General features: G+C 71.2%; 22 protein-coding genes and 1 tRNA gene. 13 read left to right on the top strand and 10 right to left on the bottom strand.

All coding sequences use genetic code 11. The annotated features are described in order from the left end of the window. The first annotated feature begins 50 nt into the window (after positions 1-50). Both ACWD11_RS15595 and ACWD11_RS15590 read left to right on the top strand, forming a co-directional pair. A tRNA-Arg gene (locus ACWD11_RS15595) sits at positions 51-123 on the top strand. A gap of 128 nt (positions 124-251) precedes the next feature. Further along, positions 252-818 carry a Uma2 family endonuclease gene (locus tag ACWD11_RS15590; protein WP_451283444.1) on the top strand — a complete coding sequence of 189 codons (567 nt, stop codon included), beginning with the start codon at positions 252-254 and terminating at the stop codon, positions 816-818. A gap of 49 nt (positions 819-867) precedes the next feature. Here ACWD11_RS15590 and ACWD11_RS15585 read toward each other — a convergent pair whose 3' ends face one another. Continuing rightward, the gene (locus ACWD11_RS15585; protein ID WP_451283442.1) at positions 868-1,353 is read right to left on the bottom strand and encodes a DUF5994 family protein; all 486 of its coding nucleotides are present in this window, start codon (positions 1,351-1,353) and stop codon (positions 868-870) included. 169 nt (positions 1,354-1,522) lie between these two features. Between ACWD11_RS15585 and ACWD11_RS15580 the strand changes: the two genes are divergently transcribed. After that, positions 1,523-1,774, top strand: coding sequence for a hypothetical protein (locus tag ACWD11_RS15580; RefSeq protein ID WP_389418431.1), 252 nt, complete (start codon positions 1,523-1,525; stop codon positions 1,772-1,774). A gap of 270 nt (positions 1,775-2,044) precedes the next feature. Further along, positions 2,045-2,401, top strand: a complete 357-nt coding sequence (locus ACWD11_RS15575) for a hypothetical protein (RefSeq protein ID WP_389418240.1) — start codon at positions 2,045-2,047, stop codon at positions 2,399-2,401. Positions 2,402-2,415: 14 nt separating this feature from the next. On the opposite strand, the gene ACWD11_RS15570 is transcribed toward ACWD11_RS15575, so the two are convergent. Next, entirely contained in the window at positions 2,416-3,015 is a 600-nt protein-coding gene (locus tag ACWD11_RS15570) for an NADPH-dependent FMN reductase (protein WP_451283440.1), read from the bottom strand. A gap of 112 nt (positions 3,016-3,127) precedes the next feature. On the opposite strand from ACWD11_RS15570, the gene ACWD11_RS15565 reads away from it, so the two are divergent. Next, positions 3,128-3,967, top strand: a complete 840-nt coding sequence (locus ACWD11_RS15565) for a helix-turn-helix domain-containing protein (protein WP_389418238.1) — start codon at positions 3,128-3,130, stop codon at positions 3,965-3,967. Between the two features lie 78 nt (positions 3,968-4,045). Here ACWD11_RS15565 and ACWD11_RS15560 read toward each other — a convergent pair whose 3' ends face one another. Beyond that, on the bottom strand, positions 4,046-5,692 hold the full coding sequence (locus ACWD11_RS15560) for a cellulase family glycosylhydrolase (RefSeq protein ID WP_389418237.1): 1,647 nt from the start codon (positions 5,690-5,692) through the stop codon (positions 4,046-4,048). Positions 5,693-5,780: 88 nt separating this feature from the next. Then, the gene (locus tag ACWD11_RS15555; protein WP_451283437.1) at positions 5,781-6,977 is read right to left on the bottom strand and encodes an MFS transporter; all 1,197 of its coding nucleotides are present in this window, start codon (positions 6,975-6,977) and stop codon (positions 5,781-5,783) included. A gap of 77 nt (positions 6,978-7,054) precedes the next feature. Between ACWD11_RS15555 and ACWD11_RS15550 the strand changes: the two genes are divergently transcribed. Beyond that, entirely contained in the window at positions 7,055-8,020 is a 966-nt protein-coding gene (locus ACWD11_RS15550) for an ArsR/SmtB family transcription factor (protein ID WP_451283435.1), read from the top strand. Between the two features lie 232 nt (positions 8,021-8,252). Then, positions 8,253-8,762, top strand: coding sequence for a glutathione peroxidase (locus ACWD11_RS15545; protein WP_389418234.1), 510 nt, complete (start codon positions 8,253-8,255; stop codon positions 8,760-8,762). Between the two features lie 230 nt (positions 8,763-8,992). On the opposite strand, the gene ACWD11_RS15540 is transcribed toward ACWD11_RS15545, so the two are convergent. The 3 genes from ACWD11_RS15540 to ACWD11_RS15530 form a co-directional block, all read right to left on the bottom strand. Beyond that, a complete protein-coding gene (locus ACWD11_RS15540; RefSeq protein ID WP_389418233.1) occupies positions 8,993-9,184 on the bottom strand; it encodes a DUF397 domain-containing protein in 192 nt (63 codons plus the stop codon). 217 nt (positions 9,185-9,401) lie between these two features. Continuing rightward, entirely contained in the window at positions 9,402-10,259 is an 858-nt protein-coding gene (locus ACWD11_RS15535) for a helix-turn-helix domain-containing protein (protein ID WP_250072021.1), read from the bottom strand. Between the two features lie 292 nt (positions 10,260-10,551). Beyond that, a complete protein-coding gene (locus tag ACWD11_RS15530) occupies positions 10,552-11,307 on the bottom strand; it encodes a GOLPH3/VPS74 family protein (RefSeq protein WP_389418232.1) in 756 nt (251 codons plus the stop codon). 218 nt (positions 11,308-11,525) lie between these two features. On the opposite strand from ACWD11_RS15530, the gene ACWD11_RS15525 reads away from it, so the two are divergent. Together ACWD11_RS15525 and ACWD11_RS15520 are read left to right on the top strand one after the other, a co-directional pair. Then, complete coding sequence (locus ACWD11_RS15525) at positions 11,526-14,042, top strand: D-alanyl-D-alanine carboxypeptidase (protein WP_451283432.1); 2,517 nt, start codon at positions 11,526-11,528, stop codon at positions 14,040-14,042. Between the two features lie 196 nt (positions 14,043-14,238). Then, complete coding sequence (locus ACWD11_RS15520) at positions 14,239-16,107, top strand: MFS transporter (RefSeq protein ID WP_389418430.1); 1,869 nt, start codon at positions 14,239-14,241, stop codon at positions 16,105-16,107. Positions 16,108-16,129: 22 nt separating this feature from the next. Here ACWD11_RS15520 and ACWD11_RS15515 read toward each other — a convergent pair whose 3' ends face one another. Then, positions 16,130-16,963, bottom strand: a complete 834-nt coding sequence (locus ACWD11_RS15515) for a hypothetical protein (RefSeq protein WP_389418230.1) — start codon at positions 16,961-16,963, stop codon at positions 16,130-16,132. 73 nt (positions 16,964-17,036) lie between these two features. Between ACWD11_RS15515 and ACWD11_RS15510 the strand changes: the two genes are divergently transcribed. Continuing rightward, positions 17,037-17,822 (top strand): SDR family oxidoreductase, encoded by a 786-nt coding sequence (locus tag ACWD11_RS15510; protein WP_451283430.1) that lies wholly within the window; start codon positions 17,037-17,039, stop codon positions 17,820-17,822. Between the two features lie 126 nt (positions 17,823-17,948). Then, the gene (locus ACWD11_RS15505) at positions 17,949-19,517 is read left to right on the top strand and encodes a sodium:solute symporter family protein (RefSeq protein WP_389418228.1); all 1,569 of its coding nucleotides are present in this window, start codon (positions 17,949-17,951) and stop codon (positions 19,515-19,517) included. On the opposite strand, the gene ACWD11_RS15500 is transcribed toward ACWD11_RS15505, so the two are convergent. Next, positions 19,502-20,617, bottom strand: a complete 1,116-nt coding sequence (locus ACWD11_RS15500) for an ADP-ribosylglycohydrolase family protein (protein WP_451283428.1) — start codon at positions 20,615-20,617, stop codon at positions 19,502-19,504. The genes ACWD11_RS15505 and ACWD11_RS15500 overlap by 16 nt on opposite strands. A 138-nt stretch (positions 20,618-20,755) precedes the next feature. Between ACWD11_RS15500 and ACWD11_RS15495 the strand changes: the two genes are divergently transcribed. Then, the gene (locus ACWD11_RS15495) at positions 20,756-21,568 is read left to right on the top strand and encodes a helix-turn-helix domain-containing protein (protein ID WP_451283427.1); all 813 of its coding nucleotides are present in this window, start codon (positions 20,756-20,758) and stop codon (positions 21,566-21,568) included. After that, the gene (locus ACWD11_RS15490; RefSeq protein WP_451283425.1) at positions 21,565-21,759 is read left to right on the top strand and encodes a DUF397 domain-containing protein; all 195 of its coding nucleotides are present in this window, start codon (positions 21,565-21,567) and stop codon (positions 21,757-21,759) included. The genes ACWD11_RS15495 and ACWD11_RS15490 overlap by 4 nt, the downstream gene beginning before the upstream one ends. Here ACWD11_RS15490 and ACWD11_RS15485 read toward each other — a convergent pair. Then, positions 21,747-24,806: a tetratricopeptide repeat protein gene (locus ACWD11_RS15485; protein ID WP_451283423.1), complete on the bottom strand. Its 3,060-nt coding sequence runs from the start codon at positions 24,804-24,806 to the stop codon at positions 21,747-21,749. The genes ACWD11_RS15490 and ACWD11_RS15485 overlap by 13 nt on opposite strands. Between the last annotated feature and the right edge of the window lie 32 nt (positions 24,807-24,838).

The following is a 24,838-nucleotide window of genomic DNA, read 5'->3' as shown; positions in this document are numbered from 1 at the left end:
GACGCAATCCGGTACCCTGACGCCTGTGCCCTTCCGGGGGCACCCCGTCCGCCTTCGTAGCTCAGGGGATAGAGCACCGCTCTCCTAAAGCGGGTGTCGCAGGTTCGAATCCTGCCGGGGGCACAGCGCAAGGCACTCTGTTCGGCCTCGGACTTCTCGTCCGGGGCCGTTTTGCGTGCCGGGTGAAGGGCGGACAGTACGCTGAAGCCAGTGGGGTCGGGCCCGCGGCAGACGTGTTCGGGAGGTGCTTCATGGCGGCCGAGATGATGGCTCCGGCGTGGATGCATGAGCAGATCACGGCGGAGGAGTACGAGTCCTGGTCCGATGAGCAGTGCGCCGGCATCGAGATCGTGGACGGGATGGCCGTCGTGCGTCCGAGTGCGTCCAAGCGGCACAGCCGACTGGCCCGGATTCTGGCGAACGCCCTGGATGCCGCCTCGGGCCCGGAGTGGAACGCTGACACGGACTTCGACGTCCGGCTGCAGGACGTCCCGCTCACCAATCGCCGCCCGGACGTCGTCGTGTACCGCGCCGACACGATCGACATCAGCCCCACCCGGCCTGAGCACATCCTCATGGTCGTCGAGGTGGTGTCGCCGGGCTCGGAGACCACCGACCGGATCGTGAAGGTCGACCAGTACGCCAAGGCGGGCATCGGCTTCTACTGGAGGGTCGAGCAGGCCGCGACCGGCGTTCCTCTCGTGTACACCTGCATTCTCGACCCCGCGACGAAGGCTTACCGGGACGGAGACGTGTTCACCGGCGTCGTCAAGGCAGCGGCCCCCTTCCCCGTGGAGATCGACCTCGGCCAGGTCTGACCATCTGGCTGTCTGACCACCCGCTGGTCTCGGCTTCGTCCGGTCGCTCTCAGGGATCCGGTGTCGCCCTGTGCGTGCCCGTGTGGATGAGGATTTGGTCGGCCTGGGTGATGTTGCCGGTGCGGACGGCTTCGGTCATTGCTGCGCGTGCGGCGTCCGGGGTGGCGTGCGGGGGGATCACCAGCAGGGAGAAGAGGTCCTGTTCGGCGGGGGTGATGAGGACCGTGTCGTCGCCGACCGGGAAGGAGTCGATGTGGACGACCCGGTCATCGATGACCAGCCTCGTCGGCAGCGCCTCCCACGCACTGGCGTCCAGGCCGACCCGGGTGACCGGTCCGACGTGCTCGGTCAGGGCGGCGATCAGGCTGGGGAGCTCCGCGGTGATGTCCCGGGACCGCGGCCACCACGCTCCGTCGAGAACAGCCTGGCGGTCCTGTGTCGTCTCCAGCCGTACGACTGCCGTCCCGGGGCGCACGGCCTGGTGGACGGCGTCCGGCGGGAGCCTGGTCACGCGCGGGGAGCCGGAGTCGGACATCGCACTCGCCTGCCTGACGGGAGGAAAACGCAGGGACTGCCTGGCTTTCACCGTACTCCGCAGCCCGGGCCGATGCCCTGGCCTGCCGGTCAGGCGCGAGGACCACGGGGCGGGCGGGAGTAGAGTGAAAGATCCTTCCCGTTGCTCAGTGCGCCATGTCGAGGTCTCCATGCAGTCCACGGAAACACCCCCGGACGGGTACGCCGAGGTAGGTATCGTCGCGGCCTCCCCCGAGGTCGCCCGTCGTGTCGCGGAGGTTCTCCGTCAGTGCTTCGCCGCCACCGAGCAGCGCAGCTATCCCGCGGACGGCAAGGGAGGGACCCGGCTTCAGCTCACCGTGGACACCACCCGCCCCGCGGAACCGGCACGGTCCTGGCTGGAGACCAGCCGCTCCGGGGAGGACGACCGCGAAGCGGAGTGAGCCGGCGCGGATGAGGTGTGGGGCACCGGTCGCCACCGCCATGAGCGGGTCCGCGGGCTCCTCCCTCGTGTCCCGGACCTCGCTCCTCCGTCGGACGCGAGGTCGCCGCGTTGACATGCGGTGCCGCCGGACGTTGACTGACCGGGCGGTGCGGGGGCAGTCGGGACAGGCGGCCTCGGTGCCGCGGCAGGGTCGACAGGGTCTTCGTGTGCTGGAACAGGCCGTCGCGGAGACCGACGGCGCCTTCGGGCGGAACGGAAGCGGTCCTTGATGATGTACGACCAGACACGCGCCCAGCAGCCCGCGGGCCAGGGCCAGAGCCAGAGCCAGGGCTCCGCCCAACGGCGTCCCCAGGGCCCGGAGCCGCTGCTGCCGTCGGCCGAGAGGGACGAGGTCCTCACGCGCCTTCGGCACGCCATGAACACCTTCGCCGACAGTCCGCGCGAGGCGCTGGAAGAGGCAGAGAACGCCTACGACGAGGCCACCGCCCACCTGGTGAACGCCCTCGCGGAACGGCGACGCCTGCTGCGCGCCGGGTGGCAGGACCAGGAGCCCGGCGCGCAGGACGATCTGCGGCAGGCGCTGCGGCAGTACCGGGAGATCACCCAGCGGATGCTCCAGCTCTAGCGGAGCGGGAGGGCTCAGCCCGGGTAGGGGGCCGCCTCTCGTGCCGTGCGCAGGGCACCTGCCCACCAGGACAGCTGGTCCAGGAGGGTCTTGGCGTAGCCGGGGGTCTCGGGGTCCAGGGGGCGGCCGTCCTGCCAGGTGGTGAAGTACATGGGGAAGGCCAGGCCGTCCCTGATGGTCACCGCGTGGAGTTCCGTCAGGACGTTCTCCAGGTGGAGGACCGCGTGGCGGCCGCCCGCCGCTCCGCCGTAGCTGACGAAGGCGACCGGCTTGGCCGTCCACTGGGTGAAGTGCCAGTCGATGGCCGTCTTCAGCGAGGCCGGGTAACTGTGGTTGTACTCGGGGGTGATCACGATGAACGCGTCCGCGCTCTCCAGGGCCGCCGTCAGCGGCGCCATCCCGGCCGGACGGGGATAGTCGTCGCCCGCGAACTTCGGCGGGGCCGCCGGCAGGGCCAACGGGAGGTCGATGTCGGCCAGATCGACGACCTCGACCTCGAACCCCCCGTGCGCCGCGGCTTGTTCGGCGACCCATGAACCTACGACCGGGCCGAAGCGTCCGTCCCGGACGCTGCCGACGATGACCACCAGCTTGTGCTTGTTCGACTTCTGCATACCCACCACGATCAGGGCGCGCGCCGGAGGCAGCCAGACCGTGTTCAGGCTGGCCCCCGCAGGGCCACGCTGAGCCCTCCGCGAGCGGACGGCGGCGACCTATGCTCCCGGTATGGGCACGCCACTGGGGGACTTCATCCGAGCCAAGCGCGACAGCATCCAGCCCGCGTCGCTGGGGCTGCCCGAGCGCGGGCGCCGCCGGTCACCGGGGCTGCGGCGGCTCGATCTCGCCGGCCGGGCCGGTATCAGCGTCGAGTATCTGACCCGTATCGAACAGGGCCGCGACCGCAATCCCTCCATCGCGGTCGTCAACGCGCTCGCCGACGCCCTCAGCCTCGACCCCGCCGAACGCAACCACCTGCGCTACCTCGCCAAGATCACCGGCGGTGAGTGCACCGCGCACAGCCGGCCCGCGCCCCCGCGCCGGGAGGTCCGTGCGACCGTCCTGGAGACCCTGCGCCTGTTGGAGCCGGGCATCGCGGTGGTGACCAACAGGCTGGGCGACCTCCTCGCCCGTACCAGCGGATACGAGGCGGTGACCAGGGGGACCGGGCTGCTCGACTCCGACGCCCCGAACCTCACCCGGTACCTCTTCACCGACCCGCGCGCCCGGGCGTTCTTCGCCGACTGGGACGACATCGCCGACGAGCAGGTCTTCGATCTGTGGCTCGCGCCCTCCATCGAGAACTCCGAGTGGTTCACCTCGGAACTCGCCCCCGTCGCGGGGCCCGACTTCACCCGTCGGCTGAACCGGCACACCGTTCCGCACCGGGGCGAGCTGCGCCTGAACCACCCCGCCGGACCCGAACTCCGGCTGCGCCGCGAGATTCTTGAACTCACTGCGGACGACCAGCAGTTGGTCGTCCTCCTGCCCGCCGACGAGGCCACGGCCGGGGCCGTCGAGGAACTCCGGCGCCCGCCGGGCGGCGGCCGGCTGCGGGCCATCTCCTGACGGACGGCAGGGCCCGCGGCGCCGGCCGCGGGCCCCTCCCGAAGGATCAGAAGGTCAACTCGTCGTGGGATCGGACGGTCAACTCGTCGTGCAGGTCGCGCCGTTCAGGGTGAAGGCCGTCGGGGACGGGTTCGTCGTGCCCCGCGTGCCGGTGAAACCGATCGTGACGGAACCCGACGCCGGGATCGTCGTGGTGTACGACGCCGGGGCCACCCGGACCGCGGCCGCCGTCTGGGTCGGAACTCCGCCCCACATGTTGGTCACCGTCTGGCCCGCCGGGAAGGAGAAGCCGAGGGTCCAGCCGTTGACCGGGGCGGTGCCGGTGTTGCGGACGGTCAGGTTCGCCTGGAAGCCGCCCGGCCATTCGTTCACCACGCGGTAGGCGACCGCGCAGGTGCCGGTGGGCGGGCTGGTCGTCGTCAGCGTCGTCGTCGCCGAGCGGGACGAGCGGTTGCCCGCCGCGTCCTTCGCGTACACCGCCAGCGTGTACGTCGTGTTCGGGGACAGGCCGGTGAGGGCCGCCGAGGTCGTCGTCGACGCCGCCAGGGCGGTCTCCGTCGTCCCCGTCACCCGGACGACCTCGTACGCCGTGACGCCAACGTTGTCAGTCGACGCGGGCCAGTTCAGCGTCGCCGACGTCGAGGTCACCGCGGACGCCGTGGGGGTGCCGGGGGCGGTCGGGGCCTGGGTGTCGGTGCCCCCGCCGCTGAAGATCGTTGCCTCCTCGGACGTCTGGGCGATGCCGTTCGCGCCGTGGAAGATGCGCTGCCCCCACGAGCTCAGCCGGTTGGGGTCGAAGCCGATCGCCAGGTCCAGGATCGGATCGGTGTTGCCGCTCCAGGACCAGGCCAGATAGCCGAGGTCCAGCCGCTGCGCCGCGGCCATCATGGTGTCCTCGTCCGGATCGCCCCACTGGTCCGCCGGGCCGCCGAACTCACCGATCAGGATGGGTAGTTTCGCCGCCACGAAGGCGTTCAGGTAGTCCGTGATCTCCGCCGCCGTGTCGTACACGCTGTACATGTGGATGGAGAAGATCAGGTTGCCGGTGGGGTCCGCCGCGTACACCGCCTGGGCGTTGGTCCGCATCACGTTCTGCCAGTCCTGGCCCCAGTTCGGCGCGTCCACCATGATCGTGTGCTGCAGACCGGCCGCCCGCAGCTTCTTCACCGAGGCGATGGTCGGGTCCGTCCAGCCCGCCGGATTCGTGTTGCCCCAGGGTTCGTTGCCGATGTTGACGATGACGTAGTCCTCCTGGCCGGCCAGGACGTCCTTCAGGCCGATCCAGTAGTCCGCCGCCGAGTCGAGCGTGGCGGCCGCCGCCTCCTCGCCGTAGCCGGTCGTGTCATGCACCTCCAGTACGCAGATCAAGCGGTTCGCCTTGCAGCTCGCGATGACCGCGGCCACGTCCTCGGGCGTGTTACGGGTCCAGCGGTGGCCGTTGGACAGGACCACCCGGACGCTGTTGGCGCCCAGCGCCTTGATGTCGGCCAGCGACTGGGTCTCGCCGGGATACCAGGTGTGAGCGTGGTTCACACCACGCATCACGAAGTCGTTGCCGTTCGCCTCCAGGAGGCGGCCGTTGCTGATGTGCAGGCCCACGGCCTGCGGCCCGACCTCCCGCGGTTCCGCGGCCTGGGACGGGGTCGCGCCCAGGACCAGCAGACCTAACAGGGTGGCCAGCGCCGTCAGCAGCGTCGCCGCCACCGAGCTTTTGTGTGTTCTCACTGCGACTCCTGAGAAATGAGCACCGGAAAGCTTCGGAAGAAAAATGTGGGAGCGCTCCCACACATGTATCCACTACGCCAGGGACACGTCAAGACAATGCGCGCTCCTCGCTTTCCGCGGCCACCGGTGCGCGCAGCCCTCGCGCGAGCCACGCCGTCACCGCCAGCGACGCCGCCGCCATGGCCGTCATCGCCGTCGCGGGCGAGGTCAGCTGGGCCACCGACCCGGCCAGCGTCGCGCTCACCCCCTGCATGGTCAGCATCCCGGCGGAATGCAAACCCAGGGCGTGTCCGCTCAGTTCGTCCGGAGTGAGGGCCATCAGCCGCTCCTGCTGCACCAGGCTCGCCCCGAACCCGACCGACGCCAGCGCCACGGCCGCCGCGGCGAGCGGCACCGGTGGGCCGAGCACGAACAGGAGGTACGGGGAGGCCAGCAGCACCAGCAGCGGCACGCCGAGCCTGGCGCGCCGGGCGGGCGGGATCAGGCGGCCCACGGCCACGTCGCCGGCCAGCATGCCGAGGGCGGCGCAGGCGAAGAGGGTGCCGGCGGACTCGGGGGCGTAGGAGACGTAGAGCGATTCGCAGCCGACCACCAGGCCGTTGGGGATCCACAGGGCGAGGAGGACCGTGCGGCGGGGGCGGGAGGACCACAGCAGGGCGTTGGTGCGCCACGTCGCCGCGACCGACGGGCGGCCGGTGGCGCGCGGGGGCCTGGGGGTGAGGCCGAGGCGGACCGTGGCCGCCGCGAAGACGTACAGCGCGGCCGAGAGCAGCAGTACCGGGCGGGGGGACAGGACCGCGACCAGGGCGCCGCCCGTGGCGTATCCGGCGATCTGCAGGAGCCCGCTCGTCATGTTGAAGACGGAACGGCCCAGCAGGTAGCCGTCCTTGGCGAGGATCTCGTTCAGCAGGCCCCAGCGGACTCCCCCGCCGAGCGAGGCGATCAGGCCCTGCGCCAGCAGGACGGCGAAGACGGCCCAGATCGGCAGGCCCGGTACCGCGAGGAGCGCCGTCGCCACGGCGAAGGCCGCCGAGAGGCCGGTCAGGGTCGCCCTCGGGGGGAGGCGGTCGGCGCCGGAGAGGAAGAGGGAGGCGCCCAGCACCTGGGCGAGCGAGGGGCCGAACATGCTCACCGCCGACAGCAGCGGGGAGTCGGTCGCCCGGTACACGAGGGTGCCGAGTGCCAGGCCGCCGATCGTCTGGGCCGCGATCTGGGCCGAGGAGGCGAGGAAGAGGGGGGTGAATTCGGGGGTGCGGAAGAGGACTTGGTAGCTGTCGCTGCGCATGTGCGGGAGTCTCGGGCGGTGCTCGGAGGGGCGGTTAATGTTTCGCGCAGGCGCGAAAGTATGCGGGGGGAGTGGGTATGGGCTGGTGGCAGGTCAACGCGGACACGCTCGCGCGCAGCCGGTTCGTGCTCTCACCGCTCGCGGAGACCTTCGCGAGCCTGCAGCTGCTGCACGCGGGGGTGGGCGCGCATCCCGGGGAACGGGACTGGCTGCGCGCGCACCTGCCCGGCTACCGGGCGCTGCTCGCCGCCGATCCGGTGACCGGGCTGCTGGTGCGGGCCGGGCTCGGGCGGGACTGGATCGCCGACTTCCTCACCCCCACGCCGCTGGACGGGGAGAGCTTCGAGGAGGGCGTGGCCCGGGTGCGGGCGGCCCGCCCCAAGGAGGCGCGCGCCCATCTCGTCCTCTCCCTCGCCGGTCCGCTGCCCGCCGGGCTGGACCGTGACGACCTGCCCGAGCGGGCGGCGGCGCTGCTGCGGTACGTCTGGGAGGAGACCGTACGGCCGGACTGGGACCGGCGCCGGCGGGTCCTGGAGGCGGATGTGGTCGCCCGGACCGTGCAGGTGAGCCGGAGCGGCTGGGCGGCGGTGCTGGATTCGCTGCGGCCGGGGACGCGGTGGCTCGGGGGGAGCAGGTTCCAGGTGAACCGGCACGAGTATCCGCCGCGGGAGATCTCGGGGGCGGAGCTGGTGTTCGTGCCGGTGACGCCGAAGACGGGGTGGGTGTCGTGGGAGGGGCGGGAGCGGTACGCGGTGGTCTACCCCTGCACAGGTGTGCTGGCCTCGCAGCACGACCGCCGTGCCGTGCCGACGGGACTCGGCGCGCTGCTGGGCTCCGCGCGGGCGGGGGTGCTCGTCCTGCTCGGGGCGCCGATGAGCACGAGCCAGCTGGTCGCGGTGACCGGGCAGGGGCTCGGGTCGGTCGGCCGGCATCTGCGGGTGCTGCTGGACGCGGGGCTGGTGGAGCGGCGTCGAGCGGGCCGGTCGGTGCTGTACGCGCGTACGGCGGCGGGGGAGGTACTGGTGGAGGCAGCGGGGGCGTGACCGGTACCGGGGCTTTGCCGGTGGTGGATTCGGCTTGCCCGCGCTCGTGAGGTGCCGCCACGGGCTGAAGGGGGCGGCGAGAGCTGACCGGTGCCAGGGGCTACGCAGGACGGGGGGGTCCGCTTGCCCGCGCTGGCGGGGTGCCGCCGCGCCCACCCGTGCCGCCCTGCGGCACGACTGCCCGCGGCTAGGGGGCTACGGGGCTGCCGGGCTACGGGGCTAGCATCGCCGTATGACTGTAGATGGCAGTAATGGTGGTCCTCTTGGTGTGGAGATCGGGGCGCTGCAGGGGGGTTCCGCGCAGCTCAAGCAGTACGTTGGGCAGGTTGTGCTCGTGGTGAATGTGGCTTCCAAGTGTGGGCTGACGCCGCAGTACTCCGGGCTTGAGCGGCTGCAGGAGCGGTACGCGGAGCGGGGGTTCACCGTGCTTGGGGTGCCCTGTAATCAGTTCCTCGGACAGGAGCCGGGCAGCGCCGCGGAGATCGCCGAATTCTGTTCGGCGACGTACGGCGTGAGCTTCCCGATGACCGAGAAGGTCGAGGTGAACGGTGAGGGGCGGCACGCGCTGTACGAGCGGCTCGTCGGGTTCGCCGACGCCGAGGGGCACAGTGGTGACGTCCGCTGGAACTTCGAGAAGTTCCTGATCGGGCGGGACGGCCAGGTCGTCGCCCGGTTCTCCCCGCAGACCGAGCCGGACGCCGCGGAGATCGTCACCGCGGTGGAGAAGGCCCTCGGTCAGTAGCGGTTGACCTTGCCCGGCGCATCGCTGGGACGCGGCGGGCGCCGGGGATCCGGTGTGCGACGTCGCCTTCCCGGTGAGGTGAACGGCCGTGCCCGGCAGGCGCGGTGTGCGGCTGCCGGGCACGAGCCGAGCCCCCTCGGCAAGGACGGCGGGCTCGTCGAGAGGGCTCTTGGGTCGTGCTTGTGGAGTTGTCGGTCATCGTCGGTCGGGACTCAGGGAAGCAGCCCCCCTTACGCCTTGACCGAGGCCACGAAGGCGTTCCACGCGGTCGCGGGAAACGCCAGGACGGGACCCTCGGTGACCTTGGAGTCCCGGACGGCCATTGCCGACAGGACCGGGGACTTGATCTCGACGCAGGCGCCATTGCCCTGCGAGTACGAGGACTTGATCCACGTGTCGGTGACGCCCTGCTTGATTGCCATGTTCGCTCCGGTAACCAGTTGCTGAGTGCTGTCCGCGTGCCGGACGGGTGTCTCGAGGTCCGCACGGCACGTTTTCGCCAACGGTGTTGTCCGGTGGCGTGATCGACGCTACTCGCCACCACCGATGCGCGGAGCGACTATTCACTCGACTGGATGGCATATTCCAGTGGGGACTTCCGCCGGGACTGGCCGAAGGTGTATCTTCCGGCGCCGCGGATCAGCGGGCGTAGTCCTTGGCCGCGTTCGCGATGAACTCGCGGCTCTGGTCGGCGTTCAGCGCCTGGGCGCGCAGGTGCTCGTACATCACGCTGTACTTCTGTACGTCCTGCGCCTTCTCCAGGTAGAGGTCGCTGGTCACGCCCTCGATGTAGACCACGCTGGAGTCGGCGGCGTCCGGGAACTCCAGGATCGCGTACTGGCCGCTGACCCCGGGGTGGGCGCCCATGGTGAACGGGATGAGCTGCACGGTGACATGGGGCAGCCGGGACATCTCGATGAGGTGCTCCAGCTGCTCGATCATCACGTGCCGGCTGCCCACCTCGCGGCGCAGCGCCGCCTCGTCCAGGACGGCCCACAGGCGGAGCGGGTTCTCCGGGGCAGAGATACGTTCCTGTCGGCGCAGGCGCACCTGGACCCGCTTGTCGACGTCGGTCGGCGCGACCTCCGGCAGCGCGCCCGAGATCAGGGCCTCCGCGTAGCTCTTCGTCTGCAACAGGCCCGGAACGACCTGGGGGTCGTACACCCGCAGGCTCGCCGCGTCCGTCTCCAGGCCGATGTAGACGCTGTACGGGATGTCGCCGAAGGAGTGCCACCAGCCCTGCTGGCGGGAGTCCTTGGCCATCTGCATCAGGGAGTCCACGATCCGGACGTCCTCGACCTCGTAGACCCCGCACAGGTCACGGACGTCGCGCTGGCTGATGCTGCGCCGGCCGTTCTCCAGCCGGCTGATCTTCGACTGGGAGACCAGCAGCCGCTCGGCCACCTCCTCGGCCGTCATGCCCTTGAGCTCGCGGAGCCGGCGCAACTCCTGACCCAGACGGCGGCGCCTGACAGTGGGATTGACATTGGACGCCACGGGACGTGCACCTCCGGCTGCAAGTACTGCTTGCGACTTTGCGTATCTGCTGTTGAGCAGATTGCCACCAAGGTGCTTTCTACCGCTGGGAAACGGTGGATATGCGCTGCGTACACGTCAGTTCGGGCACATTGCACATGCGGCCGCGCGGGGCGGCGGGGCCGTGTCGTCGTCCCGACACATACGGCCTCGCCACCCCGCGCGGACCAGCGGCTCCCGTACCGGGCCTAGGGGACTGCGGTGCGGCGCTCAGTCGTGCGGAATGCGGTGGTGCACGTCGTGGAGCTGCGGCTCAGTGCGCCACGACACGCGCCATCGAACCTCGGCGCGGTTGCATCGGAACACCGCGGGCGGGTTCCGGTGCGGCCCTGCCTCCGGCGGACGGCTGACGGCCCGCCGGTGCCGGGCTGCGGCGCGGCTGGGCCGCCACGCCGTTCTGGACGTCCATCACGGCGTGCGCGACGAGACCGCCCATGGGGTCGTGTCTGATCAGGTCCCGCAGCCGGGAGCGAGAGGAACGTCCCTCGTTGCCCGGATACAGGTGCTTGCCGAGACCGACCGCGTGCGCCAGTGCGGCGAGCGCCGCGGTCCGCGGGTCCGGTGGTACGCCGGTGCGGATCGCGGAGTCCAGCCGGGATCTGATCTCCCTGCTGATCTCGTTGTCGGTCGCCTGGTAGCGAGTCGTCGGCAGCACCCCGCACATCTGTCCCGCCACGGCATGCACCATGCCGCACCGCTCCAGATGCGAGAGGTAGGTCTGGCGCAGCCCCAGGCGGGGCCCGCCGATCCAGTGGACGGCACGCACGGGAGCGCCACGCCTTCGCAGCAACTCCAATGCGCAGTCCAAAGTCGGATCTCCAGTCGGCCGTGGTACCACCACGGCGATACGATCCCCATCTGGGGCTATCCGTCCGGCCAGCGCCAGCTCCACTAGCTGTGCTCCGGCCAGACCGAGGTCGAGCGACTGCGGCTGTGCAGTGGTACCCGTGGCCGGGTCCAGTGCCAGCAGCAGAAGCTCCTCCGGAATTGTTCTGCGGCTCCTGCCCATCCATGCCTCCCCGCGTGGATGAATGACAGGGTGACCCCTCTCACATTGGTCTGTCGAGGGTGCGTGACCTGTTTGTAAGGGAACCAGTAGGTATGTCGTTCTCGTCTAACGCGTCGGTCAAGCCCGCACACAGGACACTGGTACATGGTTCGGACAGCGCTGCGGAGCGGTGTCCCGGGCGGCGGCGGTTCAGACGGAGCACGGTTTAGGAGGCATCGGTGGCGGGCGAGTCCCCCGACAGTTCGAAGCAGCGCGAGTCGTCGGAAGAACCGACGTCGGGGAGCGCGGGTCCGGTTCCGGAGGCGCGGAACGAATCCACCGACCCCCGTCTCGCCATGGCCCGCGCGGCCGTGGACACGGCCACGCGGGTCCTGTCGGCCCGAGAGCTGGCGGACGCGAGGAAGTCCACGCCGGACCCGGAGCCCGCCGCCCCCAAGCCCGACGACGACCGCCTGCGCGCGGCGGTAGCAGCATGGGTAGCCACGGACACCGACCCGGCGGGGGGCCCGGGTAGCGCGGAGGGTTCGAGTAGCGCGGAGGAGCGGGCCGGGGCGTCGGATACGGCCGAGGAGAGCGGCGAGGCCGAGGCGGACACCGGCGCCGGCGGCAAGGCCGACGCTGGCGTGGGCGGCAAGGCCGACGCTGGCGTGGGCGGCAAGGCCGACGCCGAGGAGACGGCGCAAGCCGCCACCGGGACGCCCGAGGAGCAGCCGGAGAACGGCAACGCCGAGGCGGCCCCGGCTGCGGCCACGGAGGACGCCACACCGGAGCGGGACGCGCCTGCGGCCACGGAGGACGCCACCTCGGAGCGGAACGCGCCTGCGGCCCCCGAGGACGACCGCCCGGAGCCGGAGGCGTCCACGGACGCGGAGAGCCTTACGCCTGCCGACGCGGAGCCGGACGGCGCCAAGGGCGCTGCCGCGGGCGGGAAGACCGCCACGGACGCCAAGCCTCCCGTGGACGACGACAACGCCCCTCACGCGGGGCAGACCCCGGCCGCCGCTTCCGCCGCAGGCGCGCCCACCTCGGACGCCAAGGCTCCCGCCGACGCGGAGCCGGACGGCGCCAAGGGCGCGCCCGCTGACGCGAAGACCGACGCGGACGTCGAGCCGCAGACGGCCGATGCCCAGCCTGCCGGGAAGACCGACCCGCGGGACACCCCCGCAGCCGCCGACGGCGAGGTCCCCCCGGCGGGGCCACCCGCAGGCGACGACGCAAGCCGCACGGGCGGTGCGGGTGGGAAGCAAGACGCCGCCGCGGGCGGAGTCGGTCGGGTTGATCAGCCCACCACCGCCTTCCGGGCCGTCCAGCCCCAGCCCCAGTCCCGGCCCCGGCCCGCCGTGGATCAGCCGACCAGCAAGTTCGTCGCCCTCAAGCCGGACATGCCGGCGAAGTCGGAGGTCACGACCGCTGTTCCGCAGGTCGGGCCCGAGCGCACCACGCAGCAGCCGCTGCCGCCCAAGCCCCCGCTGGACCTGCTCGCCGAGCTGACGAACACTCCGCCGCCGCCGGAGACCCCTGTCCGCACTCTGGTCAGGCGGGTCAAGATCTGGACCCCCCTCGTCCTGCTGCTCATCGTCGTGTTCGCGATCGTGCAGGCCGTACGGCCGCTCCCGACACCCACGCTGGACCTCACCGCGGAGTCGACGTACACCTTCGACGGCTCCCGGGTCGACATCCCCTGGCCCGCCGACGGACAGGCCGCGCTCGATGTGCAGGGCATCGGCTCCTTCGGCTCCTCCGGTGACCAGAAGCCCGTCCCGATCGCCAGCGTCGCCAAGGTCATGACGGCGTACGTCATCCTCCGCGACCACCCGCTCAAGAGCGGCGCGGACGGCCCGAAGATCAAGATCGACCAGGCCGCCGAGGAGCAGTCGGACGCCGGCCAGGAGTCCACCGTGGACGTCTTCGCCGGTGACTCCATCACCGAGCGCGAGGCCCTGGAGAGCATCCTCATCGCGTCCGCGAACAACGTGGCCCGCCTGCTGGCCCGCTGGGACGCCGGGTCGGAGAAGGGGTTCGTGGAGAAGATGAACGCCGCCGCCGACGACCTCGGCATGACCAACACGACGTACACCGACCCCTCGGGCCTGAACAACACGACGGTCTCCACGGCCGTGGACCAGGTCAAGCTCGCCAAGGCCGCGATGGAGTTCCCGGTCTTCCGCGAGGTCTCCGCGATGATGTCGTACGACGACTACAAGGGTCAGAACCACGGCAACTGGAACCAGCTCGTCGGCAAGAACAACGTCGTCGGCATCAAGACCGGCACCACCACCTCCGCCCTCGGCAACCTGGTGTTCGCCGCGAAGCAGGAGGTGGGCGGTGAGATGCGGACCATCGTCGGCGCCGTGGTGCGCCAGCCGGACACGGGCGGCGGCATCCTCGCCGCGGCGCTCGACTCCGGCGACCGGCTGATCCGGGCCGCGCAGGGCGCGCTGGAGTCGGCGACGCTGCTGAAGAAGGGCGACGTCGTCGGTTACGTGGACGACGGCCTCGGCGGCCGGACTCCCGTCGTGGCCACGAAGGACGTCAAGGCGGCCGGCTGGGCGGGCCTGAAGGTGGAGCTGAACTTCGCCGCCGACGCCGTACCGCACGAGGCGAAGGCGGGCACCAAGGTCGGCACGCTCACCGTGGGCGACGGCGGCACCGCGGGCGCGGTCAAGGTGCCGGTGGCGCTGAAGTCGGACCTCGTCGAGCCGGGCTTCACGGACCGGCTGACCCGCATCGGCTGACCCGCCGCACAGCGCAGCCCGCCGGGCGGCCCCCACCCCGGGAGCCGCCCGGCGGGCTGCGTGCTAGCGTCACGAATCGGGTCAGGTCGTCGTTCACACGGCGCGACCGGGGAACCCGCAGGGACAGGGCCGACAACACGCGGGAAACGGGACGCGGCCAGAACAGCAGCCAGGACACCACGGGAGTGCCTTGACGGTGGCCACCGCCGAGCCGAAACACGCCGACGACGCCGATCCGGGCCCGGAAGCCGGCCCGCGAATACGCGTACCCGAAGCTTCCCCGCAGGACCGCGAGAAGGACCGCCAGGAGGACCCTCCCTCCCCCGCGAACTCCCGCGCGAAGGCCGCCTTCCTCACCGTACGTGAGCGCCTGCTGCGGCACCCCGTCCTGTCCGTCACCGCCCTGGCCGGCGTCCTGCACATCGTCTGGTTCTTCACCTCCGCCAACAGCGGCGGCGACCTCGCGGCCCAGGACGCCTGGGCCGAGTTCGTCGGCCGCCACCCGGACTCCGCGTACAACCTCGCCTGGTACGGCGGCATGCACCCGGTGTCGTACAGCGTGGTCTCGCCGTATCTGATGTCGGTGCTCGGCGTCCGTACGACGATGATGATCGCCGGGACCGTCTCCGCCGGGCTGCTCACGCTCGTCCTCATCCGCAGCCGTTCCGTGCGCAATCCGCTGTGGGCGGCGCTGGCCGGGGTGTTCGCGCTGCTGTGCAACGCGGCCTCGGGGCGGGTCACCTTCGGGCTCGGCATGATGTTCGCGCTCGGCGCGGTGGCGGTGGTGTTCTGCTGGCCGTACCCGTGGCGCTACAAGCGCTGGGCTAAGGCGCTGTGCGCCGCCCCGCTGGCCGCCCTCGCGACGATGGCCTCGCCGGTGGCCGGTCTCTTCGTGGGGCTGGTCGCGGTGGCGCTGTTCCTGCAGAAGCGGCGGCCGGGCGCCTGGGCGCTGGGGCTCGCGCCGACCGCGGTGGTGGCGGTGTCGGCGTGGCTGTTCCCGTTCTCCGGGACGCAGCCGATGAACGTGTTCTCGGTGCTGCTGCCGTTCGCCTCCGCGGTGCTGGTACTGCTGCTCGTCCCCAAGGAGTGGACGACGGTCCGGCTGACCTCGGCGGTGTACGCGCTGTCGGTCGTCCTGGTGTGGCTGATCAGCTCGCAGATCGGCTCCAACATCACCCGGCTGTCGATGCTGTTCGCGGGGGTGGCGCTGGTGGCGGCGCTGCCGTTCACGGTGCCGCGCTCGCGCAAGTGGTACGCGATCGTCCTGTCGGTCGTCGGGTTCAACGTGTGGATCGGCGTGAAGTCGGTCGTCGACATCGTGCACACCACGCCCGCCGCCTCCTGGGCCCGCGAGCTGGCCCCCCTGGTCAACGAGCTCCAGGAGGTCGGCGCCGAGAAGGGCCGGGTGGAGGTCGTACCGGTCCGCTCGCACCGGGAGGCCTCCGCGCTCGCGCCGTACGTCAACCTCGCGCGCGGCTGGAACCGCCAGGCCGACATGGAGCGCAACCCGCTCTTCTACGACGACACCCTGAACTCGGCCAACTATCTGGAGTGGCTGAGGCGGTGGGCCGTGCACTACGTCGTGCTGCCGAAGGACAAGCCGGACGGGGACGGCGGGGAGCGTGAGCGGCAGCTGGTGCAGCGCGGGATGCCGTATCTGAAGCAGGTGTGGGGCGACGCGAACTGGCAGCTGTTCCGGGTGCTCGACCCGGCGCCGCTGGCCGAGCCGAACACGGTGGTGGAGCGGGCCGAGCAGGGCGAGTGGACGATGCGGGTGAGCAAGCCGGGGCGGGTGCTGATCCGGATTCCGTACTCGCCGTGGCTGAGCATCGTCGACGCCGAGGGCAGGAAGCTCGACCCGCCCCGGGAGACGGAGGCCTCCGAGGACCGTCCCGACGGCGAGCCGAAGGCGTACGACAACGTCAACGGCTGCCTGATGGAGACCGAGGAGGACGCGCTCGGGGACAAGTGGACGATGCTGGTGGCCCCGAAGGCGGGGACGTACCGGCTGGCGGCGCCCTACGACGTGCCGCGGGGCACTCCGTGTCCCGACGAGCTGAAGTAGCCCGGCCCCGTCAGCGGCCCCGTCAGCGCAGCCGGTCCACGTACCGGTCGGTGCCCGGCACCGTCGGCACGAACGGCGCGAGCAGTTCCAGCGTGCCCAGGCCCGACTCGGCGACCTGGGTGTCGATGCCCGTGAACCACGGCTCCCAGCACTCCCGGGGGTCCGCCTCCAGGAACCACAGCAGCGTCAGCCGGGTGTCCACGCCCTCGACCTGCTTGACGTAGCTCATCCGGTCGCCGGGCAGGGGGGTGGGCCGGAAGACGGTCACCATGGCCGCCGGGGAGCCCGCGAGGCGCCGGGGCAGGTGGCGGGAGCGCAGCCACTCCAGCAGTTCCCCGCGCCGCTCGGCCGACTCGGCGTCGATCACCTCCAGCACCAGGCCCGCGTAGGGGTGGTCCAGCGCGTGGACGTCGCGGGGTCCCGCGGCCCCGTCCCGGTACACGGTCGCCTCATGGTCGTGGAAGGCGGTGAAGACGTGGGTGCGGTCCTGGTAGACGCGGGCGTCGCGGTTCAGGCGCTTGTTGATGGCGACGGTCCACTTCATGTGGTCGTCGTAGCGGCCTGCCGTGATCCAGTACGTGGAGAGGTAGCAGCCGGTGGTGACGGGCCGGGCGACGGCCGACTTCTCGGGCACGCGCAGGAGTTGCAGGTCCCGGGTGGCGACCCAGCGGCGGCCCGCGTACATCCAGGGCATGGCCATGGCGCCGGCGTAGTAGTGGTCGTCCTCGTACCAGCGGTTGTAGGCGTACTCGTGGCCCGGGTGCGGTTCGACCAGGGTGATCAGGGCATGGCCCGGGCGGACGCCGTACGGGCCGACGGCGGCCAGTTCGGCGTAGCCGTCGCTGTGGGTGTCCATGGCGTTCCCCTTTCCTCGCGTCGCTCATACTCTGACGCTCCGTCAGATAATTGACCAGAGAGGGGAAGCGGCGATGTCCCTGCTCCACGGCAAGACGGTGGTCGTCTCGGGGGTCGGGCCCGGACTCGGCCATCAGGTCGCGGCAACGGTCGTACGGGACGGGGGGAATGCCGTGCTGGGGGCGCGGACCGAGGCCAACCTCGCCAGGAGCGCGGCCGGGGTCGACCCGGGCGGGGCGCACACGGCGTACCGGCGGACGGACATCACCGACGAGCAGCAGTGCCGGGAGCTCGCCGGGCTGGCGCGGGAGCGGTTCGGGCGGATCGACGCGGTCGTCCATGTGGCCGCCTGGGACAGCTGCTTCGGGGGCCTGGAGGACGCGGACTTCGCCACCTGGCAGTCGGTGCTCGACGTGAATCTGCTGGGCACTTTGCGGATGACCCGCGCCTGCCTGCCCGCGCTCAAGGCGGACGGCGGGTCGGTGGTGTTCATCGGGACCCAGTCGGCGGTGGCCGCCCCCTCGCAGGTGCGGCAGGCCGCGTATGCCGCCTCCAAGGGGGCGCTGACCAGCGCGATGTACTCGCTGGCCCGGGAGCTGGGGCCGCACCGGATCCGGGTCAACACGGTGCTGCCGGGGTGGATGTGGGGGCCGCCGGTGCAGGCGTACGTCCGGTTCGCGGCGCGGTCCGGAGGGCTGGCGGAGGATGCCGTGCTCCAGCGGCTGACGGAGCGGATGGCGCTGCCGGAGCTGGCCACGGACGGGGATGTGGCGGACGCGGTGGCGTTCCTGGTGTCGGACCGCGCCCGCGCGATCACCGGACAGTCGCTGCTGGTCAACGCCGGGGAGCTGATGCGATGAGTTCAGATATCTGAACCAGAACCATCATGCCGAATGATTTTACCTCCCTTTGACCTTCCGCCTGCTTGTCGTGTTCACGCGCCAGCGCCCACGATGAGCGCCGGGCTGAACCCTGGGAGGGCGCACATGAACGGTCTCGACTGGGCCGTGCTCATCGGCTACTTCGGCGTGATGGTGGCGATCGGCATCTGGTCGCACAAGCGCGTGGACAACGTGAGCGACTTCTTCACGGCCGGCGGGAAGATGCCGTGGTGGCTCTCCGGCATCTCGCACCATATGTCGGGCTACAGCGCGGTGATGTTCACCGGGTACGCGGGCATCGCCTACACCTACGGCGTCACGTCCTTCGTGACCTGGTCCTTCCCGATCGCCCTGGGCATCGCCATCGGGTCGAAGCTGTTCGCGCCGCGCATCAACCGGCTCCGCTCACGGCTCCACGTGGCCTCCCCGCTGGAGTATCTGAAGAACCGGTACGACCTGAAGACCCAGCAGGCCCTGGCGTGGTCCGGGATGCTGCTGAAGATCGTGGACGTGGGCGCGAAGTGGGCGGCGATCGCCACCCTGCTGTCGGTGTTCACCGGGATCTCGCTGAACCAGGGAATCCTGATCACGGGTTCCATCACGGCCGTGTACTGCACCATCGGCGGGCTGTGGGCGGACGCGCTGACCGAGCTGGGCCAGTTCGTCATCCAACTCCTCGCCGGTGTCGCGATGTTCGTGGCCGTGGTCATGGAACTGAACGACAAGGGCATCGGGTTCTTCGGCGCCTGGGACGAGCCGGAGCTCCAGGGCCACGGTGAGCCGCTGGTGGGGCCGTACGGGACCGTCTTCCTGCTGGCCTTCCTCTTCATCAAGCTGTTCGAGTACAACGGCGGCATGCTCAACCAGGCGCAGCGGTACATGGCGACGAAGAACGCGCGGGAGGCGGAGCGGTCGGCGCGGCTGTCGGCGATCCTGTGGCTGGTCTGGCCGCTGGTGCTGTTCTTCCCGATGTGGATGTCACCGCTGCTGGTGGAGTCGCAGAAGCCGGACGGCTCGGACTCCTACGGCCTGATGACCGAACAGCTCCTGCCGCACGGCCTGCTGGGTCTGGTCATCGTCGGCTTCTTCTCGCACACCATGGCGATGTGCTCCTCCGACGCCAACGCCATCGCCGCGGTGTTCACCCGGGACTGCGCGCCGGTGATCTGGCGCCGGGCGCGCAGCTGGAGCGAGGGGCAGGGGCTGCGGGTGGCCCGCATCGCGACCGTGACCTTCCTCGGCCTGTCCATGGCGGCGGCGACACAGGTCAACTCGCCGACGTTCGGGGACATCATCACGGTGGTCATCAAATGGGTGGCCGGTCTGATGGGCCCGATGGCGATCCCGATGATGCTCGGTCTGCTGCGGCCGTTCCGCCGCTCCGGGCCGACGGCGGCGCTGACCAGCTGGTCGATGGGTCTGCTGGCGTTCTGGCTGGTGAACTACCCGATCAACTGGAACGTCGACGGTGGCGTGCCGTTGCAGTACCAGGTGTCCATCCCGCTGGCCGTCTCCCTGGTGCTGTACATCCTGATCGGCTTCATCAAGCCGGAGGACACCCCGGAGCGGATGGCGATCATCGACAAGGTGAACTCGGACGACGACGGGTCGGCCGCCGCGGCGGTCCCGGCTCCGGCCGGCCCCCGGGACGAGGTGGCTCAGCCGCGCGGATAACGGGTGAGCCAGCCCGGGGAGGAACCCGCCGGACCGTGCAGCGCCGGGCCCTGGGTCATCTCCATCGCGAAGTCGTCGGCCAGTTCCAGGATCGTGGAGCGGCCCTCCAGCTCGGCCAGCCAGGCCGGGGGGAGGGCCGTTTCGCCGTGCAGGGCGCCCAGCAGCCCGCCGGTCAGCGCGCCCGTCGCACCCGAGGGGCCGTCGTGGTTGACCGCCAGGCACAGGCCATGGCGGACGTCCTCGCCCACCAGAGCGCAGTACACGGCCACCGCCAGTACGCCCTCCGCCGTGCCCTCCCCCAGCAGTTCCTCGACCCGGGCCGGGGTCGGTATCCCCTGCCGTACCGCCCCCAGTGCGTGCTGGAGCGCGTCCGAGACGGGCTGATGGCCGGGGCGGGCCGCCAGCAGCGCCAGCGCCCGCTGCACGGCCCCGTCGAGGCTCTCCCCGCAGGCCAAGGCATGCACGATGACGGCGTACGCGCCCGCCGAGAGGTACCCCACCGGGTGGCCGTGCGTCTGCGCCGCGCACTCGATCGCCAGCTGGGCCACCAGTTGGGGCTCCCAGCCGACCAGGAGCCCGAAGGGCGCCGACCGCGCCGCCGCCTCCGGCCCCGCCTCCCCCAGGTTCTTCGGCGCGTCCAGTGTGCCCATGATCTCGTCGCCGAGGCCGATCAGCAGCGACCGGGAGGGGTCGCGGCGGGCGTACAGCCACTCCTCCAGGGCCAGCCAGCCGTTCTCCTTGCGCCGCTCGTCCGGACCCCAGTCCCGCTGGGTGGCCGCCCACCGCAGGTACGCCCGGTGCAGATCCGTCGGCGGATGCCAGGCGCCCGTGTCCCGGCGGACCTGGGCCCGTATCAGCCCGTCGACGGAGAAGAGGGCGAGCTGGGTCAGATGCGTCACGGCGCCGCGACGGCCGTACCCGAGCCCCAGATCGACCAGGCCCTCGGCGCCGTACGCCTCCCTGATCGCGTCCAGGCTCAGCCCGTCCACGGGCGCGCCCAGCGCATCGCCGACGGCAGCACCGAGCATCGTGCCGCGCACGCGGCTACGGAAGTCCTGCTGCTCGGAGCGGCCCCAGACGGCGCCCGTTGTCGCACCCACGTTCAGCACTGTAATCGACCAGGAACGGTCGGTTCAGGGGGCGGAATGGTATGCGGGGTGTGCACCAAGTGAACCGGAGTGATCCGGTTTTCCTCGTTCCCGTCACTCAGCGTGGTCACGCTGTCTACGCTGAGCAGCATGGAGGACGAGGAGGCCGAGGCCGTACTCAAGACGGTCGGTCGGCAGATCAAGCTGTGGCGCGAGGCCGCCGGGCTGAAGCAGACGGAACTCGGGGACGCGATCGGGTACGGCGGGGACATGGTCTCGGCCGTGGAGCGGGGGAAGCGGATCCCGAAGTCCGATTTCCTGGACAAGACGGATGAGGTGACCGGGGCGCGCGGCAAGGTCTCCGCGATGAAGAAGGACGTGGAGGAGGCCCGGTACCCGAAGAACGTGCGGGACTTGGCGAAGTTGGAGGATGAGGCGGTCGAGCTGGGGGCGTACGCCAACCACAACATGCACGGTCTGCTCCAGACCCCGGAGTACGCGCGGGCGTTGTTCGCGATGCGGCGGCCCGCGTACTCCGAGGACGAAATCGAGCGCCAGGTCGCAGCACGTACGGCACGGCAACACGTCTTCGAGCGGACGCCCGCCCCTCAGCTCACGTTTGTCCAGGAAGAGGTGACGCTGCTGCGGCCGATCGGCGGCAGAATGGTGCTACGGCGGCAGCTCGAACACCTGTTGGAGATCAGCGCGTTGAGGCACGTCGCGATTCAGGTCATGCCCACGGACCTTGAGGACCACACGGGCATGGGTGGTCCGCTCCAGCTGCTGAAGCTGCCGGGCGGAAGGACACTCGGGCATTCCGAGGCGCAGTTGCACAGCCGTGTGATCACTGATCCCCGGGAGGTCCAAATCCTGGAGATGCGCTATGGAATGATCCGGGCACAGGCCCTGCCGCCGCGAGAATCGCTGGCCTTCATCGAAAAAGTCCTGGGAGACGCAACATGACCTCCGCCCTGGAGTGGTTCAAGAGCAGCTACAGCAGCAACGACGGCCCTGAGTGCGTCGAGGTAGCCATATCCCCAACCACCCCCACCGCCCCCACCGTCCACGTCCGTGACTCCAAGGACCCCGACGGCACGCGCCTCGCCTTCACCGGCCACGCCTGGTCCGCCTTCCTGGACGCCTACTCCGCGTAACGCGCCCGCATCGCGTCCCGCGCCGCGACCACCGTGTCCCGCCTGGGCGCGAGCCTGGACCGGTCGATGCCGTCGCTCTGCAGCAGGATGTCCAGGCAGTCGGCGAGACCGGCGAGGTCGGTCCACTCGTACCGCGTGGCGAGCACCCGCTCCAGCCGGGCGTCCAGCTCGGCCCAGTCCTGGAGTCCGGCGCAGATGACCGCCTCGACGATGTCGCTCACCCTGCGGTAGGCGGCGGAGCCGCGGGCCGAGCGGGCGTAGCGCCTCCACAGTGGCCGGGCGGCCGTCACTCCCGTCTCTCCGCTCGCGGCCAGGGCCAGGTTCAGCGCGCCGTCGAACTCGTCGACCAGGCAGAGCCGTTCGGCTTCCTGCCGGGCGAGCCCCCAGTCCCCCGTCCGCAGGTGCACTTCGCAGCGGGTGTCGTCGTCGTCCAGCTCCGCCAGCGCCTCCTCGAACCGGCCGCCCCAGACGTGCAGTTGGGCCATTTTCCGACGGGCCCACGCGAGGTCGGAACCGATCGTCCGGTAGCGATCGAGATCCGAGCGCGCCCGTTCCAGCCGGCCGACGGCGAGGCTCATCGTGATCCTGTTGGCGAGGGCCCACCCGTCAGCCGGGTCCAGTTCCACCGCACGGTGCGCGTCGGCGAGCGCTGCCTCGAACCTGCCCAGGCGGCACAGTGCCCTGGAGCGGTGCACCAGCGCCCAGAGGTACTCCGGGAAGAGTTCGAGCGCTCTGTCCAGGTCGGCCACGGCGTCCCCGTAGCGCTCGTGCTGGGCGTGCAGGGCACCTCGGCTGGCGTACACGGAGGCGTAGGTGTCGTCCAGGTCGATGGCGCGCTGGTAATCGGCTAGCGCCTCCTCCTCCCGGCCCGCCGCGCTCAGCGCGTCGCCGCGCTCGCACAGGATCCAGGCCGTGTCGGGAGCGAGGGCCACGGCGCGGTCGAGGTCGGCCAGTTGGGGCTCGCGTTCGCCGCGGGAGCGTCGTACCCGGGCCCTGCGCACCAGGGCCCAGACGAAGTCCGGGGCGAGGACGAGGGCCTGCTCCAGGTCCGCGAGGGCGAGATCGGTCTGCCCCAGGGCGTGCTGGACGACACCCCTTGCCGCCCAGGCGGTGGGCCTCGTCCGGTCCAGCTCGACGGCCCGGTCCAGGTCGCGCAGCGCGGCCTCGTGGTCGCCGAGGATGCGGTGGTAGTCGCCGCGTACGGCGAGGATCTCGGCGCCTTCGGGGTCCAGTGCGTGTGCCCGGTCCAGGTCCTCGACGGCCGCCGCGTAGTCGCCGAGGTGAGCGCGGACGCTCCCCCGGCCGAAATAGGCGGAGGCCAGCTCACCGTCCAGGGCGATCGCGCGGTCGTACTCCAGCATCGCCCGCTCGTACCGGCCGTCCGTCCGGAGGATCCTGCCGCGCGTCGCGTGCGCGACCGCCCGGAGACCGGCATCGAGGTCCGCCCGGTCGATGAGCAGGCCCAGCGCGGCCTCGGTGTTCGCGTCCTCCAGGGCGTCCAGCAGGTCCCGGCCCCAGCGGGCCACCGCCGTGGCCTGGGTGTCCTCCCCCGCCTCGGCCAGCATCCGGCCCCACCGCCGCGCTTCCTCAGGACCCCGCGCACAGGCGAGCACCACGTCCCGCAGCACACCCGGCAACGCCACCTGCTCCCGCGCGCACAGCCGGTGGTACGCCTCCGCCAGCCGCAGTTCCCGCCACCTCCTGTCGTCCCACGCATCGCGCAGCTCGCCCTCTCTCTCCTCCCGCCAGCCCGCGAAGGTCCGCGCGAGCCGCTCGTGCCGTTCCGCCCAACCCCGGGGCGACCGGCGGCGTTCCAGGCGGAGCATCGGCGCCCGTACGACGTCGTGGTACTGCGCCCGGTCGCCCCGCTCGCTGACGAACGGCATCCCGCGCAGCCAGTCGTACAGCGCGAGGGCCTCCTCGTCGGCGCAGTCCACGGCCGCACGGAACACGTCGGCGTCCAGGAACCGGGGCAGCGCGCACTCCACCGCCACCCGGCGGCGTGCGGGGTCCGGCTCCCACCGCAGGAAGCGCTCGACGGCGGTCGCGCTGAGGTCTCCCACGTCGTCCGGGTCGGCCGGGCGGGACTCGGCGAGGGTGGACACCAGCACGGGCAGACCGCCGGAGAGCCGCAGCACCTCGGCGACCACCGGCTCGGCCCGGACGCCCCGGTCGGCGAGCAGGCCGCGCGCCTCCGCCTCCGTGAAGGGGCCGAGCGGCAGGTCGGTCATGAAGTCCGCGAAGCCGCCCCAGCGGCCGGTGTCGAAGGGGCGCTGCCCGGAGGTCACCACGACGACCTCGGCGGGGAGTTCGCCGTACCGGTCGGTGGTCATCAGGTCGTGCAGCCAGCCGTCGAGGAAGGCCCCGGTGCGCTCGTAGGTGTCGAAGAAGAGGACCAGCCAGGGTGCCGCGGAGGTGACGTCCGCCAGTTCGTCCAGGAACTTGGGGGTGAGGACCCGCTCGGGGGCGAGCACCAGTTGCAGGTCCTCCTGGTTGCGGAAGCGTGCGCTCAGGCGGGCCTTCAGGCGGGCCGCGCCTTCCGCCAGGCGGTCGGAGTCCACGGCGCCCATGAAGGGTCCGGCCACCGGGACCGCCATACCGAGCCCCGCCAGACCGAGCCGGACCGCCGTCGCGGCCACCGGGGACGGGCCCTCCGGCGCCGGTTCCAGGGCGGCGACCTCGGCCTCCGCCTCATGGCGCCGTTCGCGGTGCGCGGTGAGCGCTTCCTCCAGTTTCTTCAACCGGTGTCCCTGGGCGGCGAGTTGCTGGCAGATCGCCGACATGGCCTCCGGCACGCTGCCGCAGCCCTCGTCCACATAGGCGGTCAGCGCCCCGCGGTCCCGCGCGAGCTGCTCCAACTCCCGGACCAGGAAAGTCTTTCCGACTCCGGCGTTGCCGTGCACATGGAACAGGAACCGGTGCCGTTCGTCCTCGGCGGGCAGGTCCAGGTTCTCCCGGAACGCGGCCCGTTCATCACTGCGGCCCACGAACCCGGCCCGCCTGCGCCGCCCGATCAGCTCCTGCATCGACGGCCGCGTCGGTCTCATCACCGGTCCAACTCCCCTGCCATGGACGGGAT

It is taken from the genome of Streptomyces sp. NPDC002776 (assembly GCF_053592195.1).
The sequence above is the reverse complement of the archived record's forward strand: the minus strand, read 5'-3'. Positions and strand labels throughout refer to the sequence as shown.